The 14,295-nt window shown below is 58.3% G+C and carries 13 protein-coding genes; 9 read left to right on the top strand and 4 right to left on the bottom strand.

Annotated features, from left to right (window positions below; all coding sequences use genetic code 11):
- Positions 1-38: 38 nt before the first annotated feature.
- Both ACVWXD_RS19665 and yaaA read right to left on the bottom strand, forming a co-directional pair.
- A complete protein-coding gene (locus tag ACVWXD_RS19665) occupies positions 39-1,355 on the bottom strand; it encodes a nucleotide sugar dehydrogenase (protein WP_095183884.1) in 1,317 nt (438 codons plus the stop codon).
- Between the two features lie 873 nt (positions 1,356-2,228).
- Positions 2,229-3,008: a peroxide stress protein YaaA gene (gene yaaA, locus ACVWXD_RS19660; RefSeq protein WP_095183885.1), complete on the bottom strand. Its 780-nt coding sequence runs from the start codon at positions 3,006-3,008 to the stop codon at positions 2,229-2,231.
- Between the two features lie 119 nt (positions 3,009-3,127).
- On the opposite strand from yaaA, the gene ACVWXD_RS19655 reads away from it, so the two are divergent.
- The 5 genes from ACVWXD_RS19655 (at position 3,128) to moaE (ending at position 7,248) form a co-directional block, all read left to right on the top strand.
- Complete coding sequence (locus tag ACVWXD_RS19655) at positions 3,128-4,252, top strand: polysaccharide deacetylase family protein (protein WP_457371265.1); 1,125 nt, start codon at positions 3,128-3,130, stop codon at positions 4,250-4,252.
- A gap of 347 nt (positions 4,253-4,599) precedes the next feature.
- The gene (locus ACVWXD_RS19650) at positions 4,600-5,994 is read left to right on the top strand and encodes a PhoH family protein (protein ID WP_032886372.1); all 1,395 of its coding nucleotides are present in this window, start codon (positions 4,600-4,602) and stop codon (positions 5,992-5,994) included.
- An 89-nt stretch (positions 5,995-6,083) separates the two neighbouring features.
- Complete coding sequence (gene moaC / locus ACVWXD_RS19645) at positions 6,084-6,557, top strand: cyclic pyranopterin monophosphate synthase MoaC (protein ID WP_032886373.1); 474 nt, start codon at positions 6,084-6,086, stop codon at positions 6,555-6,557.
- Positions 6,554-6,796 carry a molybdopterin converting factor subunit 1 gene (gene moaD / locus ACVWXD_RS19640; protein WP_032886374.1) on the top strand — a complete coding sequence of 81 codons (243 nt, stop codon included), beginning with the start codon at positions 6,554-6,556 and terminating at the stop codon, positions 6,794-6,796. The genes moaC and moaD overlap by 4 nt, the downstream gene beginning before the upstream one ends.
- 2 nt (positions 6,797-6,798) lie before the next feature.
- A complete protein-coding gene (gene moaE, locus ACVWXD_RS19635) occupies positions 6,799-7,248 on the top strand; it encodes a molybdopterin synthase catalytic subunit MoaE (RefSeq protein ID WP_401383470.1) in 450 nt (149 codons plus the stop codon).
- 131 nt (positions 7,249-7,379) lie between these two features.
- Here the strand turns inward: moaE and rhlB are convergent, their stop codons facing one another.
- Both rhlB and ACVWXD_RS19625 read right to left on the bottom strand, forming a co-directional pair.
- On the bottom strand, positions 7,380-8,843 hold the full coding sequence (gene rhlB, locus ACVWXD_RS19630; RefSeq protein ID WP_177326431.1) for an ATP-dependent RNA helicase RhlB: 1,464 nt from the start codon (positions 8,841-8,843) through the stop codon (positions 7,380-7,382).
- A gap of 96 nt (positions 8,844-8,939) precedes the next feature.
- Complete coding sequence (locus tag ACVWXD_RS19625) at positions 8,940-9,596, bottom strand: alpha/beta hydrolase (RefSeq protein ID WP_181639182.1); 657 nt, start codon at positions 9,594-9,596, stop codon at positions 8,940-8,942.
- A 347-nt stretch (positions 9,597-9,943) separates the two neighbouring features.
- Here ACVWXD_RS19625 and ACVWXD_RS19620 point away from each other — a divergent pair, with 347 nt between their 5' ends.
- The 4 genes from ACVWXD_RS19620 (at position 9,944) to ACVWXD_RS19605 (ending at position 14,113) form a co-directional block, all read left to right on the top strand.
- Positions 9,944-10,975: an amino acid ABC transporter substrate-binding protein gene (locus tag ACVWXD_RS19620; RefSeq protein WP_010212954.1), complete on the top strand. Its 1,032-nt coding sequence runs from the start codon at positions 9,944-9,946 to the stop codon at positions 10,973-10,975.
- A 72-nt stretch (positions 10,976-11,047) separates the two neighbouring features.
- Complete coding sequence (locus tag ACVWXD_RS19615) at positions 11,048-12,229, top strand: amino acid ABC transporter permease (protein ID WP_032886379.1); 1,182 nt, start codon at positions 11,048-11,050, stop codon at positions 12,227-12,229.
- Between the two features lie 10 nt (positions 12,230-12,239).
- Positions 12,240-13,337 carry an amino acid ABC transporter permease gene (locus tag ACVWXD_RS19610; protein ID WP_032886381.1) on the top strand — a complete coding sequence of 366 codons (1,098 nt, stop codon included), beginning with the start codon at positions 12,240-12,242 and terminating at the stop codon, positions 13,335-13,337.
- 11 nt (positions 13,338-13,348) lie between these two features.
- Positions 13,349-14,113 carry an amino acid ABC transporter ATP-binding protein gene (locus tag ACVWXD_RS19605; RefSeq protein ID WP_003171943.1) on the top strand — a complete coding sequence of 255 codons (765 nt, stop codon included), beginning with the start codon at positions 13,349-13,351 and terminating at the stop codon, positions 14,111-14,113.
- Positions 14,114-14,295 lie beyond the last annotated feature (182 nt).

Here is a 14,295-nt window from a genome sequence, read left to right as displayed (position 1 = left end):
GGATGGAAACGCGCGCCGCCTGAAACTTGCCGTTGCTGTTACCAGCAGATGCCTTCGGTGCGACCGGTCGCGCAGGTGGCTTTGGACATGAAGCCCACCAGGTCGATCACTTGCTTGCCGTGCGGTGCGTTCTGCGCCAGGGCGCGGAATTTCTCGTCACGGTTACCGAGGATGATCACGTCGGAGTTGTTAATCACGTCGTCGAAGTCCGAGTTGAGCAGGGACGACACGTGCGGGATCTTGCCTTCGATGTAATCTTTGTTCGCACCGTGGACACGGGCGTACTCGACGTTGCTGTCGTAGATGCTCAGGTCGAAACCTTTGCCGATCAGCATTTCTGCCAGCTCTACCAGCGGGCTTTCACGCAGGTCGTCGGTACCGGCCTTGAAGCTCAGGCCCAGCAGGGCGACTTTGCGTTTGTCGTGGCCGGCAACGATGTCGAAGGCGTTCTGCACCTGGGACTCGTTGCTGCGCATCAGCGAGTTGAGCAGCGGCGCTTCCACGTCCAGGGTGCTGGCGCGGTAGGTCAGGGCGCGCACGTCTTTTGGCAGGCACGAGCCGCCGAACGCAAAGCCTGGGCGCATGTAGTACTGGGACAGGTTGAGGGTCTTGTCTTGGCAGACCACTTCCATCACTTCACGACCATCGACGCCGACGGCCTTGGCGATGTTGCCGATCTCGTTGGCGAAGGTCACCTTGGTGGCGTGCCACACGTTGCAGGTGTACTTGATCATCTCGGCAACGGCGATGTCCTTGCGGATGATCGGTGCGTCGAGTTCTTCGTACAGGGATTGCAGGACATCGCCGGAAGCTTTGTCGAACTCGCCGATGACGGTCATCGGTGGCAAGTCGTAGTCGGCGATGGCAGTGGATTCACGCAGGAATTCCGGGTTGACCGCGACACCGAAGTCGACGCCGGCTTTCTTGCCGGAGCAGTCTTCGAGGATCGGGATTACCACGTTGGCCACGGTGCCTGGCAGTACGGTGCTACGTACGACGACGGTGTGGCGGGTGGCTTTGTCACGCAGGACAAAACCGATCTCGCGGCACACGGCTTCGATGTAGTCGAGTTCCAGATCGCCGTTTTTCTTGCTCGGCGTACCGACGCAAATCATCGACAGGTCGGTATCACGGATGGCGTCGGCGAAGTTGGTGGTGCCGCGCAGTCGACCGGTTTCGATACCCTGGCTCAACAACTCGCCCAGACCCGGTTCAACGATTGGCGATTTGCCAGCGTTGATCAGGTCGATCTTATCCTTGGAGATGTCTACGCCTACCACTTCGTGGCCACGGGCAGACAAGCAACCGGCACACACTGCGCCAACGTAACCTAGACCAAATATGCTGATGCGCATCGCATTTACCTCTGTGTTAATCATGCCAATTAATGGCCGGAGTTCATGTTTGCAAGCGTCACAAATGCCACGAAAGTTAGGCGAATAGACGCCGACTTACCGCGTACAGGCATGTTGAATAATGAGTGACTAACGATTGCACTCAAGTTGTGCGCAACTTGGCCTTATTGTTGGGACCTGCCCTCAAATGCAGCCGGCCTTCCTGGGAGAAGGGCCTGGCGCCAGTGCCGCAGGGCTTTGATAGAGGCGGCAAGCCTTTAAATATCAATGCCTTGGGTTGTATCACTGACCATTAGGGGAGGCTTAGCCCTGGCCTTATAGGGAGAAGCAAATCATCCTTGTCGCCGCTCTTAATTAATCGGTTGGCAATATGACCAATGAGTCAAAGTTTAATATGACAACTTCGCTACTTCCGTTGGTCGCCATGTAAGTCATCTCCTACAGAAACAGAGAATTTCGTTACCGGTGGTATGAGCCGTGCTTTGGGACGAAGTTCCAGACCGCCTATCTAGAGCGCTGAAATTTCTTGAAATATTAGGAGGGATGGCACTAGTGCTATATTGATAGCACTTGCTATTTGGGCCAGTAGTTATAGGGAGTTGGCTTGGAGAGATAGTTTTGTGCCACTAGTGTTTTAAAAAAGTGGTGCCACTACGAAAAAAATTTAGAAATGTCGAGTGAAAGAAACGTTAGGAATGCGACAGGATATTTTTTGACGTCAAAACGTTGGCGTTTGTCGGATTCAACGCAGATAAAAATGTGGGAGGGGGCTTGCTCCCGATAGCGGTGTATCAGTCACCCAATCAGTGACTGACACTCTGCTATCGGGAGCAAGCCCCCTCCCACATTTGAACATCGGTGCTGTTGAGAGCTTTATTCCGGTGCGTGATCGCGCAAAAACACCAGGTTGTCCGGTTTGGACTGCTCCGCATTGAAGCGATAACCCTGCACATCGAACTGCTTGAGCTTGGCGGGATCGTTGATGCGTTCTTCAATCACGAAGCGGCTCATCATGCCCCGGGCCTTTTTGGCGTAGAAGCTGATGATCTTGTATTGGCCATTCTTCAGGTCTTTGAACTCGGTGTTGATGATCCGCGCGTTCAGGGCTGTGCGCTTGACCGCCGAGAAGTACTCGTTGGACGCCAGGTTGAGCAGCACGTCATCGCCTTGCTCGGCCAGGGCCTCGTTCAGCCATTCGCTGATGCGCGTGCCCCAGAAGGCGTACAGGTCCTTGCCACGTGCGTTGGCCAGTTTGGTGCCCATCTCCAGGCGATACGGCATCATCAGGTCCAGAGGGCGCAGCAGGCCGTAAAGGCCCGAGAGCATGCGCAGGTGGTCCTGGGCGTAGCTGAAGTCGGCATCGGTGAAGGTGTCGGCGTTGAGGCCGGTGTACACGTCGCCCTTGAATGCCAGCAAGGCTTGTTTGGCGTTTTCGGGGGTGAAAGCCGGGGTCCAGCTGCCGAAACGTGCGGCGTTGAGGCCGCCGATTTTGTCGGAGACGTGCATGAGTTCGCTGATTTGCGCTGGGCTGAACTCACGCAGTTGCTCGATCAATTCCTGGGAATGGTCCAGGAACTGCGGCTGGGTGAAGCGTGGGGTCGCCGGTTTTGATTCGAAATCGAGGGTTTTGGCGGGGGAAATCACCGTCAGCATGAAGTCGTCTCCTGTAATCGTGGGGGGATTCTAGGGGCTCGGGCGTTTTGACTCCACCTATGATGGCGATAGGCGCGATCCGCTATGATGGCCGGTGACTCTGGAGAGGGAGACCCTGCGTGCGAATAGCGCTTTTGTTGTCGGCTTGCCTGCTGTGCCTGAATGCCCAGGCGGCACCGGTGGATGTAGCCAGCCTGGACCGTGGTACCTGGCCTGAAAAACTCAGCAGCCCTGCGCTGTTCGACGTAGCCTCGCGCGCCGAAATCCTGATGTTCGCCCGCAGCCTGTTGGCCAGCGAGTCTCTGGATGACGCGGCGCTCAAGCAGCGCCTGGGCCTGAGGATCATCAACCAGGCCGCCATCGACGACCTGCGCCGCCAGCTCTGGCAACGCCTGCTGGAAAACTACACCGTCGCCCAGCAGAGCTGCGAGGTGGATGCCTCGTTTTGCTACCTGGTGGAAAACATGGACGACCTGCGCGAACAGGCCGGCAAGTTCGAAGTCAGCCAAGACTCCTTCTATATAGGTTGGGCCGCCCCCAGCCATACCTTCCATGAACGTTACCTGGACGAACTGCTGAGAAAGGCCGCGCTTTTCCCGCAGATCAGCAGCGAAGTTGCTCGGTTTGGCGACCATGAGCGCAATGGCGACGAATTCAACGACCGCCTGTTCCTGCTGACGTTCGACGGCGGCCCTGCACCGGTCAGCGGCAATACCGACTGGCTCGCCGACTACCTGCGCAAGCAGAAGATGAACGCAACGTTCTTTGCCCTCGGCAGCAGCTTGCAAACCCGTGTCGAGCGCAGTTCCGCCGCGCAAGTGGAGGCGTTGTACCAAGGCCAATGCGTCGGCACCCAGGGTTGGCAGTACCGCTCCCACAGCCATTGGGTGGACTGGCAAAGCTCCGTCACCCGCAGTGCGTCGTTGGTACAGAACCTGATGCCGGAAAACTACGTGCCGCTGTTCCGCCCACCGTACGGCCAGCGCCGCGCGGACAGTCAGGGATTCTTTCAATCCCAGGGTTTGCAGTTGGCGTTGTGGGACATCGATTCCCAGGATGATCCAGGCAAGCTCAAGGCCGATGAGTCGATGCAGCGCGTGCTCACACTGATGTTGCTATGGCGCAAAGGGGTGATTGTGTTTCACGACACTCAAGACAAGGCGCGGGTGGCATTGCCGCTGTTGCTACAGGCAACGGCGCAGAGTGGCTTGGGTTGGCAGGACTGCCGGGAAGCATTTCGTTAAAAAGATGAAGTGCCCGGCCCTGTTGGGTATGAGGCGTTTTCGGGGTGATTTTGTGCGACATTTCGATGCAGGCGGACTTCCGACTTTAACGGGGTGCATGGCACTCGGCTAGTGCTATTCGTCATCCTGAAAAATAAACTTCAAAAAAGCGTCAAAGTGCTTTTTCCTGTCATGGGTTTTGCGGTATTACGAAGTCAGATCGCCGAAACCTGCAACACAGGTGGCGTCTTCCAAGACTCCTCATGTGGGCACTGCGCTTGACGTCACTCAGGTGCAGTCGGTGGTCGAATCAAGGCGCAGCACTGTCGTGGTATTGCGTCGACTGGCTCCCACAAAGGTGACCGAGTATGGATGATCATGGACGCACCCCTTCTTCCGACCAGCCAATCCTTTATGTGCTTGATACCAACGTATTGATCCACGATCCAAACGCACTGCTCAATTTCGAAGAGCACCACGTCGCCATCCCGATGATCGTGCTTGAGGAACTCGACAAACTCAAAAGTGGGCACCACAGCGTTGCCGCCGAATGCCGCCAGGCCATCCGCCTGATCGACAAGACCCTGGGCGAAGCGTCACCCGAGGACGTTGAAGTCGGCGTGCCGATCCAGCGTGGCAAAAGCGGGCCCAAGGGCTTGCTGTCGATTCTGATGAGCAAGCGCAGCGAGCCCAACAGCCTGCTGCCGGAAAACCTCAACGACAACAAAATCATTAACCAATTGATCGACCTGCACGCGCGTGACAAGGACTTGCGCCTGGTGTTGGTGACCAAAGACATCAATATGCGCCTCAAGGCCCGAGCGTGTGGGATCGCGGCCGAGGACTACAGCACCGACCAACTGGTCGATGACGTTTCAATGCTGTCCCGTGGTTATCACACGGTGACCGGTTCCTTCTGGGACCTCGTGAGCAAGGTCGAAACCCGTCAGGACCATGGCCGCACCTGGCACCAGGTACAACTGATCGACAACCTGCCGGCCGTGCACATCAATGAATTCATCATCGACGAACAGGGCTTCGTGGGCTGGATCAAAGAGATCCAGGTCGACAAGCTGCTGATCCTCGACCTGCATCAGGAACCCCTGTTGCACCAGGAAGCCTGGGGCCTGAAACCGCGCGACATCTACCAGAGCCTGGCGCTGTATGCGCTGCTCGATCCGGACATCCACCTGGTCAACCTGACCGGCGCTGCGGGTTCCGGTAAAACTATCCTCGCCCTGGCTGCCGCCATCGAGCAGACCATGGTGACCAAGCGCTATCGCCGCATCATCGCCACCCGCTCCGTGCAGGGGCTGGACCAGGAAATTGGCTTCCTGCCCGGCACCGAAGCGGAAAAAATGGAGCCGTGGCTCGGGGCGATCACCGACAACCTCGAAGCCTTGCACATGGATGACGAAAACACCCATGGCAGCGTCGACTACATCCTCAGCAAAGTGCCGTTGCAGTTCAAATCCCTCAACTACATCCGAGGTCGCAGCTTCCAGCAGAGCCTGATTTTGATCGATGAATGCCAGAACCTCACGCCGCATCAGATGAAAACCATCATCACCCGTGCCGGCGCTGGTTCCAAAGTGGTGTGCCTGGGCAACCTGGCACAGATCGACACCCCTTACCTGTCCGCGACCAGCTCCGGGCTGACCTACCTGACTGAACGCTTCAAAGACTTCCCGAACGGCGTGCACATTGCGCTGCAGGGTGTTCCACGTTCGATCCTGGCTGAATACGCAGAGTCTCATTTGTAAATGCGGTCAGTGTGGGAGGGGGCTTGCTCCCTCCCACATTTTGTTGTGTGTTGGGTTTACAATCGCGGCTCCTGATCAGGAGTATCGCTGTGCTGACTCATCTCGATTCCCAAGGTCGCGCCCATATGGTCGACGTCACCGACAAGTCCGTGACGTTCCGTGAGGCGGTGGCTGAAGCGCGGGTGCGCATGTTGCCAAGCACCCTGCAAATGATTGTCGACGGCGCCCATCCCAAGGGCGACGTGTTTGCCGTGGCCCGCATCGCCGGGATCCAGGCAGCAAAAAAAACCAGTGATCTGATCCCCCTGTGCCATCCGCTGATGCTCACCGGCGTCAAGGTCGAACTGAGTGCCGATGGCGAGGACGCCGTGCATATCGTGGCGCGCTGCAAGCTGTCCGGGCAGACCGGCGTGGAGATGGAAGCATTGACGGCAGCCAGCGTCGCTGCGCTGACCCTCTACGACATGTGCAAGGCCGTGGATCGCGGCATGACCATCGAAAGTATTCGCCTGCTGGAAAAGCTGGGCGGCAAGAGCGGGCATTTCAAGGCGGATCAAGTATGAGTATTAACGTCCTGTTTTTTGCGCGCTACGCCGAATCGGTGGGCTTCGATTCGCTGGAGATGGAAGGTGAGTTTGCCACCGTGGATGCCGTGCGCCTGGCGCTGGCCAGTGACCCGGAGTTTGCAGTCCTCAACGAGCCAAGTCTGATGTGCGCCCGCAATGAGGAGTTGTGCAGTCTCGACGAACCGGTACACGCCGGAGACGAAGTTGCCTTCTTCCCACCCGTGACCGGAGGCTGAACATGGTCATCCGTGTGCAGGTTGAGGCGTTTGATCCCGGTGCTGAAGTTAACGCAATGCACGCGGCCAACGTGGGCGTGGGCGCGGTGGTGAGCTTTGTCGGTTATGTACGCGACTTCAATGATGGTCGCGACGTATCGGGGATGTTCTTGGAGCATTACCCCGGTATGACCGAAAAGGCCCTGGCCAAGATCGCCGTGGAAGCAGAGCAGCGTTGGCCGTTGCTCAAGCTGGACGTACTGCACCGCGTCGGCGCGTTGGAGCCGGGTGAGCCGATTGTGTTTGTCGCGGCAGCCAGTGCCCATCGCCAGGCTGCATTTGATGCCTGTGCGTTTGTGATGGATTACTTGAAGACGCGAGCGCCGTTCTGGAAGAAAGAGAACACCCCAGAAGGTTCGCGCTGGGTGGACGGGCGGGACAGCGACCACGCTGCAGCGGATCGCTGGAAGTAGCCAGCCGAACACAGAACCAAATGTGGGAGGGGGCTTGCCCCCGATAGCGGTGTGTCAGTTAATTTATGTATCGACTGATCCACTGCTATCGGGGGGCAAGCCCCCTCCCACATTTTTGACCGGGTTTCAGCTTACGGGCGTTTGCGTTCTACAGCTCGCAGCAAGTGCGTCGGCGGTGTCTCGCAGCTGATCTTGCGACCCAGCAACGTCTCGATCGACGGCAACTGATACGAGTCATCTTCCCCGGCAAAGCTGATCGACACACCCGCTGCGCCCGCACGGCCAGTACGGCCAATCCGGTGCACATAGTCGTCCGGCACTTCCGGCAGGGTGAAGTTGATCACGTGGCTGATGCCATCGATGTGAATCCCACGGCCCGCCACGTCAGTGGCCACCAGCACGCGGATCTTGCCTTCGCGGAAGCCTTCCAGTGTCTTGATGCGCTTGTGTTGCGGCACATCGCCGGACAGTTGCGCGGCGTTGACACCATCACGTACCAGGCGCTCTTCGATGCGGCGTACTTCGTCTTTGCGGTTGGCGAACACCATCACGCGCTCCCAACCGTTGTCGTTGATCAGGTTGTAGAGCAGTTTGTACTTGTCGGCACCGGCCACCGCGTAGATGTGCTGTTCGACGTTTTCGCTGGCGACGTTCAGCGCTTCAATCTCGACGATGGACGGGTCGGTAGTCCACTGCTTGGCGAGGTTCATCACGTCTTCGGTGAAGGTCGCGGAGAACAGCAGGGTCTGACGCTCGTTTTTCGGCGGGGTCTGACGAATGATCTGGCGCACTTGCGGGATGAAACCCATGTCGAGCATGCGGTCGGCTTCGTCCAGCACCATCACTTCGACCATGTCCAGGTGCACGTCGCCGCGCTGGTTGAAGTCCAGCAGGCGGCCAGGGGTCGCTACCAGAATGTCGCAGTGGCGGGCTTCGAGGTGTTTGAGCTGCTTGTCGAAGTCCATGCCACCGACGAAGGTCATCACGTTAAGGCCGGTGTATTTGGTCAGGTCGGCGGCGTCCTTGGCGATCTGCACCACCAGCTCCCGGGTCGGGGCGATGATCAGCGCGCGCGGTTCACCCATGTAGCGCTCTTTCGGCGGCGGCGTTTGCAGCAGCTGGGTGATGATCGAGATCAGGAACGCGGCGGTCTTGCCGGTGCCGGTCTGGGCACGGCCGATGGCGTCTTTGCCGGCAAGTGTAAAGCCCAATACCTGCGCCTGGATCGGCGTGCAGTACGGGAAGCCCAGGTCCTGGATGGCATGCATCAGTTCCGGGGCCAGTTTGAAGTCGTGGAAACGGGTTTTACCTTCCTGGGGCTCGACGACAAAGTCTTCGAGTTTCCATGGGATCACCGGCGGTTTAGGGGCGCGTTCCCGGCGAGGCTTGGGGGCGGGCGCGGCTTCAGCCTGAGGGGTTGCCTGTTCGGGCGATGTCACCGGCGGCGTCTTCGGCTGCGCGATAGGAGCGGTCCGGTCGGGCTGTTGGCCGTCATTGCGGCTGCCGGAGGCGGGGACAGGAGCACTGGGGACAGGCGCGAGCGGCTCAGCCTCGCTTTTGCCGAACATCTTCTTAAGTGCTTTGAGCACGGTGATCTCATTAATTGGTTAAGGAATGTACGCCGGGCAGTGTAATGCAAGAATCGGGCGCGGCGTAGTGTGTCTGTCATACGGCTACATAAATGCGGAGTATCAGCCCAGGCGAGCGCTCAACCAGGCGCCGATATCGTGTATCTCCTGAGGTAACACTTCGTGGCCCATTGGGTATTCCTGCCATGTCACGGTGACACCACGGCTCTTCAGGTGTTCGTAAGCCGTACGGCCCATCGCGTTCTGCACCACCTCGTCGTGATGGCCGTGCAGGCACAGAGCGGGAATGCGCTGCTGGCTGGCGGACAATTCCAGCTCATCGCTGAAGGTAGGCGCGTAGGTGGAGAGGGCGATGACGCCACCCAAGGCACCCTGCCATTTGGTAAACGCTGTGTGGAAAACCACCGCGCCACCTTGGGAAAAACCGGCGAGGAAAATTCGCGAGGCGTCTATTCCGCTGCTTTTTTCAGTTTTGATCAAATCGGTGACCATTCTGGACGACTCATCCAGCTCTTCCAGGCTGATCGAGCGGGCCGGGCTCATGGCCTTGATGTCGTACCAACTCGGCATTTCGTAGCCGCCATTAATAGTCACCGCGCGGGTTGGCGCTTGGGGTAATACAAAGCGCGTCGTCAGCAAGCTTTCCTGCAGCGCTTCGGCCACCGGCAAAAAGTCGTAGCGATCGGCACCCAGGCCATGCAACCAGATTACGCAGGCGTCTGCGGGCTTGGCGGGCTGAAGAATCAAGGGTTCGGTCATGTCTGCTCCATAAATGTGCGTGCGCTCCGATTAAGTGCGACGGAACGGTGCGTCATAGGTTGATCTGTTAAGAGAATGTCGCAAGGTTGAATCTTTTCCTATTGACCATGGGCTGAAACGACTCAGCCACCACTCTGGTACGGCGCTTGCTATGTGTAGGTCGATGTCAGAACTATCCCGGGACGGTAACACTATCAGTGACTGCCGTTTATGGGATAGCCGCTGGAATTACTGCGACAGCCTCATGCCGCTTGACCCTAAAAAAAACCAACACGGGTCAATATCGCCTCATAAGGGTGCGCTGAGGTTCGAGCTCCGACACAACAAGAGCGTATTTGGAGGTTTGAATGAAGGTATTGAAATCCACCCTGGCCATCGTTTCCGCGGCCGCTGTACTGGGTGTCAGTGGTTTCGCCCAAGCTGGCGCCACTCTGGACGCCGTGCAGAAGAAAGGCTTCGTGCAATGCGGCGTGAGTGACGGCTTGCCGGGTTTCTCGGTACCGGATGCCAGCGGCAAGATCCTCGGGATCGACGCTGACGTTTGCCGCGCTGTCGCTGCTGCTGTGTTCGGCGACGCGACCAAGGTCAAGTTCAGCCAGTTGAACGCCAAGGAGCGTTTCACCGCGCTTCAGTCTGGCGAAGTCGACATTCTGTCCCGTAACACCACCATGACCAGCTCTCGCGACGCCGGCATGGGCCTGAAATTCCCAGGCTTCATCACCTACTACGACGGCATCGGCTTCCTGGTTAACAACAAGCTGGGCGTAAAAAGCGCCAAGGAACTGGACGGTGCAACCATCTGCATCCAGGCCGGTACCACCACCGAGCTGAACGTTTCCGACTACTTCCGTGGCAACAACCTCAAATACACCCCGATCACCTTCGACACCTCCGACGAAAGCGCCAAGTCGCTGGAATCCGGTCGTTGCGACGTACTGACTTCCGACAAGTCCCAACTGTTCGCCCAGCGCAGCAAGCTGGCCGCGCCGAAGGACTACGTGGTTCTGCCGGAAACCATCTCCAAAGAACCGCTGGGCCCAGTCGTGCGTAACGGCGACGACGAGTGGCTGGCCATCGTGCGCTGGGTTGGCTACGCCATGCTCAACGCTGAAGAAGCCGGCATCACTTCCAAAAACGTTGAAGCTGAAGCCAAATCCACCAAGAACCCGGACGTTGCACGTCTGCTCGGTGCTGACGGCGAATACGGCAAAGACCTGAAAGTGAAGAAAGACTGGGTCGTACAGATCGTCAAGCAAGTCGGTAACTACGGCGAAGTGTTCGAGCGCAACCTCGGCAAGAGCACCCCGCTGGAAATCGACCGTGGCCTGAACGCACTGTGGAACAACGGCGGCATTCAATACGCACCCCCTGTGCGCTGATCGCTGATGGTTCTGTCACCCGGTGGGCCAACCGCCGGGTGATGTTCTGTTCCATTCTTTCCGGGGCACTTCATGCAAAATCAAATCGGCGCACCAAAGCAGAAGCTCAGCTTCAGCGATCCCAAAGTGCGTGCGTGGCTCTTCCAGATCATCACGATTGTGGCGGTGATCTCGCTGGGCTGGTACCTCTTCGACAATACCCAGACCAACCTTCAGCACCGAGGCATTACCTCGGGTTTCGACTTTCTTGAGCGCAGTGCCGGGTTCGGCATCGCGCAGCATTTGATCGACTACACCGAATCGGACAGCTATGCCCGCGTCTTTGTAATCGGCTTGCTCAATACCCTGCTGGTGACCGTGATCGGCGTGGTCCTGGCGACCTTGCTCGGTTTCATCATTGGCGTGGCGCGTCTGTCGCCGAACTGGATGATCAACAAGCTGGCGACCGTGTATGTGGAAGTGTTCCGCAACATTCCGCCGCTGCTGCAAATCCTGTTCTGGTACTTCGCGGTGTTCCTGACCATGCCGGGGCCGCGTAACAGCCATAACTTCGGCGACACCTTCTTTGTCAGCAGCCGTGGCCTGAATATGCCGGCAGCGCTTGCCGCTGATGGGTTCTGGCCGTTTGTGGCCAGTGTGGTGGTGGCGATCGTGGCAATCGTGGCGATGGCGCGTTGGGCCAACAAACGCTTTGAAGCCACCGGCGTTCCGTTCCACAAATTCTGGGCGGGCCTGGCGCTGTTCTTCGTGATCCCGGCGTTGTGCGCCCTGATCTTCGGTGCACCGCTGCACTGGGAAATGCCCACGCTGCAAGGTTTCAACTTTGTCGGCGGCTGGGTGCTGATCCCTGAGCTGCTGGCGCTGACCCTGGCGCTTACCGTGTACACGGCAGCGTTTATCGCCGAGATCGTGCGTTCGGGCATCAAGTCCGTCAGCCACGGCCAGACCGAAGCTGCGCGCTCCCTGGGCCTGCGCCCTGGACCGACGCTGCGTAAGGTCATCATCCCGCAAGCCCTGCGGGTGATCATTCCGCCGCTGACCAGCCAATACCTGAACCTGGCGAAAAACTCGTCGTTGGCCGCCGGTATCGGTTACCCGGAAATGGTTTCGCTGTTTGCCGGCACGGTGCTCAACCAGACCGGCCAGGCCATCGAAGTCATTGCCATCACCATGAGCGTGTACCTGGCGATCAGCATCAGCATTTCCCTGCTGATGAACTGGTACAACAAGCGCATTGCGCTGATCGAGCGGTGAGGAAACGCCCATGAGTACGCATACTTTCAAACCTGATATGCCGCCGCCGAGCAAAGTCTTCGGGCCGGTGGCATGGATGCGCGCCAACTTGTTTTCCAGTTGGCTCAACACCCTGCTGACGCTGTTGGCGTTCTACCTGATCTACCTGGTGGTGCCGCCGATCCTGCACTGGGCCATCCTCGACGCCAACTGGGTTGGGACGACCCGCGCCGATTGCACGAAAGAAGGCGCCTGCTGGGTGTTCATCCAACAGCGCTTTGGGCAGTTCATGTACGGCTACTACCCCGGCGACCTGCGCTGGCGTGTAGACCTGACCGTGTGGCTGGCCATCGTTGGCGTGGCACCGTTGTTCATCTCGCGTTTCCAACGCAAGGCGATCTACGGCCTGAGCTTCCTGGTGCTGTACCCGATCATTGCGTTCTTCCTGTTGCACGGCGGGATCTTCGGCCTGACCAACGTGGCGACCAGCCAGTGGGGCGGCCTGATGCTGACCCTGGTGATCGCCACCGTCGGTATCGCCGGCGCCTTGCCTCTGGGCATCGTGCTGGCGCTGGGACGGCGTTCGAACATGCCGGCAATTCGTGTGATCTGCGTGACGTTCATCGAGTTCTGGCGCGGCGTGCCGTTGATCACCGTGCTGTTCATGTCCTCGGTGATGCTGCCGCTGTTCCTGCCTGAAGGCATGGGCATCGACAAGCTGCTGCGGGCGTTGATCGGCGTGATCCTGTTCCAGTCGGCCTATGTGGCCGAAGTGGTGCGTGGTGGTTTGCAGGCGATTCCTAAAGGTCAGTACGAAGCGGCTGCCGCGATGGGCCTGGGTTACTGGCGCAGCATGGGCCTGGTGATTCTGCCGCAAGCCTTGAAGCTGGTGATCCCCGGTATCGTCAACACGTTTATCGCGTTGTTCAAGGACACCAGCCTTGTGATCATCATCGGCCTGTTCGACCTGCTCAACAGCGTCAAGCAAGCCGCCGCCGACCCGAAATGGTTGGGCATGGCCACTGAAGGCTACGTGTTCGCCGCCCTGGTGTTCTGGATTTTCTGTTTTGGTATGTCGCGCTATTCCATTCATTTGGAACACAAGCTCGACACAGGCCACAAGCGTTAGGAGTTGTTGTTATGAGCGAAGCAATCAAACAGCCTGTGAGCCCTGAAGGCATTATCCAGATGCAGGGCGTCAACAAGTGGTACGGCCAGTTCCACGTGTTGAAAGACATCAACCTCAACGTCAAGCAGGGCGAGCGTATCGTGCTGTGCGGCCCGTCGGGTTCGGGCAAGTCCACCACCATCCGCTGCCTCAACCGTCTGGAAGAGCACCAGCAAGGCCGCATCGTGGTCGATGGCGTGGAACTGACCAACGACCTCAAGCAGATCGAAGCGATCCGCCGTGAAGTCGGCATGGTGTTCCAGCACTTCAACCTGTTCCCGCACCTGACCATCCTGCAGAACTGCACGCTGGCGCCGATGTGGGTGCGCAAGATGCCTAAGCGCAAGGCCGAAGAAATCGCCATGCACTACTTGGAGCGCGTGCGCATTCCGGAGCAGGCCCACAAGTTTCCGGGGCAACTGTCCGGCGGCCAGCAACAGCGTGTGGCGATTGCCCGTGCGCTGTGCATGAAGCCGAAAATCATGCTGTTCGACGAACCGACCTCGGCCCTCGACCCTGAAATGGTGAAGGAAGTACTCGACACCATGATCGGCCTGGCTGAAGACGGCATGACCATGTTGTGCGTAACCCACGAAATGGGCTTCGCCCGCACCGTGGCCAATCGCGTGATCTTCATGGACAAAGGCGAAATCGTTGAGCAAGCGGCGCCGAATGACTTCTTCGACAACCCGCAGAACGATCGGACCAAGTTGTTCTTGAGCCAGATTCTGCATTGATCGACAGGTGACGCTTAACCATAAACCCGGCCTGGCGCCGGGTTTATTTTTGCCTGTTCAAAAAAACCGTTGCCTTGCCCTCGTAGGAAACTCCGAATAGCCTGTGGGCAAATTCATCCAATGATTGGACGAAGCGCGCAACCCCGCCTTGAGCGAGTTGTACCACTCCTTCTACGCCATCC

It is taken from the genome of Pseudomonas sp. TE3911, assembly GCF_054062775.1.
This window is presented reverse-complemented; position numbering and strand designations above follow the sequence as displayed.

What these genes read in the sequence shown, in the direction of transcription:
- ACVWXD_RS19665 (WP_095183884.1), bottom strand. Translation starts at nt 1,355, where the DNA reads ATGCGCATCAGCATATTTGGTCTAGGTTACGTTGGCGCAGTGTGTGCC.
- yaaA (WP_095183885.1), bottom strand. Translation starts at nt 3,008, where the DNA reads ATGCTGACGGTGATTTCCCCCGCCAAAACCCTCGATTTCGAATCAAAA.
- ACVWXD_RS19650 (WP_032886372.1), top strand. Translation starts at nt 4,600, where the DNA reads ATGGATGATCATGGACGCACCCCTTCTTCCGACCAGCCAATCCTTTAT.
- moaD (WP_032886374.1), top strand. Translation starts at nt 6,554, where the DNA reads ATGAGTATTAACGTCCTGTTTTTTGCGCGCTACGCCGAATCGGTGGGC.
- moaE (WP_401383470.1), top strand. Translation starts at nt 6,799, where the DNA reads ATGGTCATCCGTGTGCAGGTTGAGGCGTTTGATCCCGGTGCTGAAGTT.
- ACVWXD_RS19625 (WP_181639182.1), bottom strand. Translation starts at nt 9,596, where the DNA reads ATGACCGAACCCTTGATTCTTCAGCCCGCCAAGCCCGCAGACGCCTGC.
- ACVWXD_RS19620 (WP_010212954.1), top strand. Translation starts at nt 9,944, where the DNA reads ATGAAGGTATTGAAATCCACCCTGGCCATCGTTTCCGCGGCCGCTGTA.
- ACVWXD_RS19615 (WP_032886379.1), top strand. Translation starts at nt 11,048, where the DNA reads ATGCAAAATCAAATCGGCGCACCAAAGCAGAAGCTCAGCTTCAGCGAT.
- ACVWXD_RS19610 (WP_032886381.1), top strand. Translation starts at nt 12,240, where the DNA reads ATGAGTACGCATACTTTCAAACCTGATATGCCGCCGCCGAGCAAAGTC.
- ACVWXD_RS19605 (WP_003171943.1), top strand. Translation starts at nt 13,349, where the DNA reads ATGAGCGAAGCAATCAAACAGCCTGTGAGCCCTGAAGGCATTATCCAG.